The following is a 3,402-nucleotide window of genomic DNA, read 5'->3' on the forward strand; positions in this document are numbered from 1 at the left end:
CGAGCGGCACTCGGCTCCATCGTGTTCAGCGATCCCCAAGAACGGACCTGGCTAGAAAGTCAAGTGCACCCGTTCGTGCGACAACGTTTCGATCGGGAGCTTCAGAAGCAGGCTGAAGAGTCTCTGGTGGCTTTAATGATCCCGTTGCTATTTGAAGCCAAGCTAGAGAACCTTTGTTCAGAGATATGGGTGATGTACTGCACGCCAATGCAGCAAAAACAACGACTAATGCTGCGTAATCAGCTCACTCTGGAGGAAGCAGAACAACGCATCAGAGCCCAATGGCCTATTGATCGCAAACGTGAACTTGCCGACCATGTCATTAACAACGGCGGCGAACCATGGTGCTGGAGATCACAGGTCAATGACCTCCTGAAATAAACTCTTCCGCTTCCTTAATCAGCAAAACTCAATCAAAACCAGAGTCAAGATGGGGGCAAATCATGTTCCCAATCCAAAGCAAGAAGTTCCACAGAGAAAAGTCAAAACACCGACAATTCACGACCCTCATGCTTTAGGCCTCAGTCGGACCTTGTCACATCACATGTCTTGACCAATCCACAAAAACCTCCCTAAGTTTCAACGTCTCCAAGCAACAATTGACCATGAAGCGGTTGGGTTTCTCACTGGGATGGTCAGCATTGCTGGTACTCACGACGCAATCTGCACAGAGCCAGCCAATTGAATATCAATGCTTCGAAAGGAATACACGACGCCCTGTAGCAGCAAGTCTTGTCGATCTCAGCACTCCTGAGGTGAGTTGCGAGATCACCACCCTGAAAACCCCAGAGCAAACAAACGAGGACAAACCGAATCTGGTTGCTGCGGATTCGGATAGCAGCGACGGCCCCAGCCCTTACGCCGAGATCACACCCGATCCAAAGTCCGTGAAACGGTTTGTCCGCGACAACCCCCTCGCGGCAAGGCGTGCCCTCAATCTGGCTAGAGGGGCAGCAATCCAGCTAAACGGCGGCCTCAGGGTCTATCGACCGGGAAGCTGCATGTACACCAGTGCGAGCAACAATCCGTGCCTCATTCATGCGGGTCCAGAAGGCTTGGAATTCAGCATCCCGGGAGGTGCAACCGGCTGGGAGCAGGCCGGAGAACCCCCAACCGTGACAACGCGGATCCTGGTGGCAGCCGATGGCCGCGCATTACTGCAGAGGGAACAATCGGGAGCCGTCAGCCTTTGAGCTTCAAGCTCAGTGAAGGCACCGGCACAGACAGCATGCGGTGATCCCTCCATCCACGGGAATCCCAATGGAGGTGAGCCAGCTGGCAACGGCAATCAGGGGTTAACGGGAGAGACTGACGTCATCCTGCCGCTGCGTCATGCCTCGCCAAAACCGGATCGGCCTCACCGGAAATAATTGAAGCACTAAACACCTCTAAAGAAGCTTGAACCAAGTCTCTTCAGCAGTCCTACAAAGCTTCTACAACCAAGAACTAAATGAACCAGAAAAAGAACAAGCCTTAGCGAAGAAAGCGTCTTAACGAGAGATCAGCGAACCCATCTGTGAGCAAAATCACAGCGATCTAAAAGCCAGATCACAACGCCAGCCAGCCAGCCAAGCGAACTTGAGGGGAGGAAGCATTCCACACCAACACCCTCCCAAAAGCAATGACCAGCAAGTTGCTCAAACAGGCAGCATTGGCATCAGTGAGCCTTTGCCTTGGACTGTCATCAGGCATCAATCAAGCACAAGCCAGCGCGCATCAAACCTCGCCAGAAGTCAACGTTCTCCGGAAATTCAACGCCAATCAAATCAAAGGTAAAATCAACATATCGGGCTACGAACTCAACCCAAACAGCATCAAATTACTCAACAGAAGCCTCAGAAGAAAAATCCAAAGCATCAAAGGCTTGAACAACCTGGCGACACTCAAGTCGGCAAACTCTGAAGTCCTAGAGCTGAACAAAGGCCTCATCATTCAATCCAAGCTATCCTATTCTTTAAAGTCAGGAGCATGTGCAACATACAAATCAAAACTAAGCCGAGCAGGAATTCAATGCGGAAGCAAAGAAGACTTGAAGAGCTCGATCGCAAGCCTTTCAAGAAGGGGATCACCCAACTATATCAGCAACACAAACAAGAGAAGATTTGCAATAAAAAACCTTGAAAATAGTCAACTCGAGATCCTAAAAGAAACAAAAAAAGCACGCGCAGCTCTTGAAGATCCAGAAGTGATCAGCACACTCGGGGCCGCAACGGTCAAAAGACTAAAGAAGATGAGTGATGAAGACCTTGCCGTAGAAGTCCTCAACACAGCAGATCAAGTGATCGAAGAGACAGTGTTCATACCCAAAGCGGAGAGCTTCAAAAACCTTCGAAAAGTAGGCACACTTCAAGGGAACTCTCTCCGGAACATTACGAAGAATCTGTCAAAGCAAAAAATTACCAAATTACCGAAATATAAAATCCCCAAGAAGATTGCAAACCCTGCACCGGTCGACAGGTCCAGCACAAAAGAAGATATTTTCCTGACTGGCTTCACTTTTGGCAAGCAATATGAATGGCGCAAAAAATGGACAAAGTCTGTGAAGTGGTGCTGGACTGGATGCAAACGAACATACTACGTAGAACCATACGCAACATTTGGCTACGGACTAGGACTCAGGTTCCCAGTTAAAGCAAATTTAAGCTTCAACAGTGATGGGACACGAGCGAGGGTCACGCCTACCTTTACCCCGATCAATGCCAACAGTAGGCAGTACCGGCAGACAGGAATGCGCCAGAACCAAGTCTTCAATGGGCAAGAGCTTGTAGCAGAAATGAGCGCAAGAGCCGGCTTAAAAATGAAACTGCCATTCGTCGGCCGCAAAAGCATGAGTCGAGGGTATGACCGAGACTTAACAGACAATCTTCCTGCACCGTTCAGAAACGGACATTTCACTCCACCATCACCGGGCAGGCCTTTACCCGCCGCCGCTCCAGTTTTTTTAAGGGATATCGATCTCTTGGGTGGAGCAGCCGATTACGGAGTGGCCTATGCCAAGCTGCACCCAGGAATTAAAATGGATCTCAATTCCAACAGCCTTCAATTCAAACTAAAAGACAATGTTCGCAATCGAATCTATGCAGTCTCTAGTGGGCAGACAAGGGATTTAGGCATTCAGAACAATCGAAGCAGCGTCACACTTTTCAACCCCAAATACAATCTAGGGTTCAGGATCACACCCGGAGTCCAATACAATATAGGGGTAGACTTTGCAGTCTGGGGAAAAAGCTGGAGAGATGAGATATGGATTCCACAACTCTCCATTACCCTTCCCCCAGGAGGTGCAGACTTTAGTTGTCACGCCAATACACAATGTTCTCGAACCTATAGCTTTCAAGCGAGCTAGCAGGAAGCAGCAACTCAATACAAATACACAACCTCAACATCTAAAGCTTCCGGTGC

The 3,402-nt window shown here is 49.3% G+C and carries 3 protein-coding genes; all 3 read left to right on the forward strand.

All coding sequences use genetic code 11. From position 1 onward, the window contains the following. The coding region (coaE, locus tag NCN04_RS09650) for a dephospho-CoA kinase (RefSeq protein ID WP_250395949.1) at positions 1 to 381 on the forward strand (381 nt) is incomplete at its 5' end. Between the two features lie 224 nt (positions 382 to 605). Beyond that, positions 606 to 1,193, forward strand: coding sequence for a hypothetical protein (locus NCN04_RS09655; protein ID WP_250395950.1), 588 nt, complete (start codon positions 606 to 608; stop codon positions 1,191 to 1,193). A 428-nt stretch (positions 1,194 to 1,621) separates the two neighbouring features. Continuing rightward, positions 1,622 to 3,346, forward strand: a complete 1,725-nt coding sequence (locus NCN04_RS09660) for a hypothetical protein (RefSeq protein WP_250395951.1) — start codon at positions 1,622 to 1,624, stop codon at positions 3,344 to 3,346. Positions 3,347 to 3,402: the final 56 nt, after the last annotated feature.

This window comes from Synechococcus sp. MU1655 (assembly GCF_023630655.1).
In the GTDB taxonomy this organism is placed as follows: domain Bacteria; phylum Cyanobacteriota; class Cyanobacteriia; order PCC-6307; family Cyanobiaceae; genus Synechococcus_C.

Bases quoted from the DNA above. Each gene is read 5' to 3' on its own strand.
- NCN04_RS09660 (WP_250395951.1), top strand. From the start codon at position 1,622: ATGACCAGCAAGTTGCTCAAACAGGCAGCATTGGCATCAGTGAGCCTT.
- NCN04_RS09655 (WP_250395950.1), top strand. From the start codon at position 606: ATGAAGCGGTTGGGTTTCTCACTGGGATGGTCAGCATTGCTGGTACTC.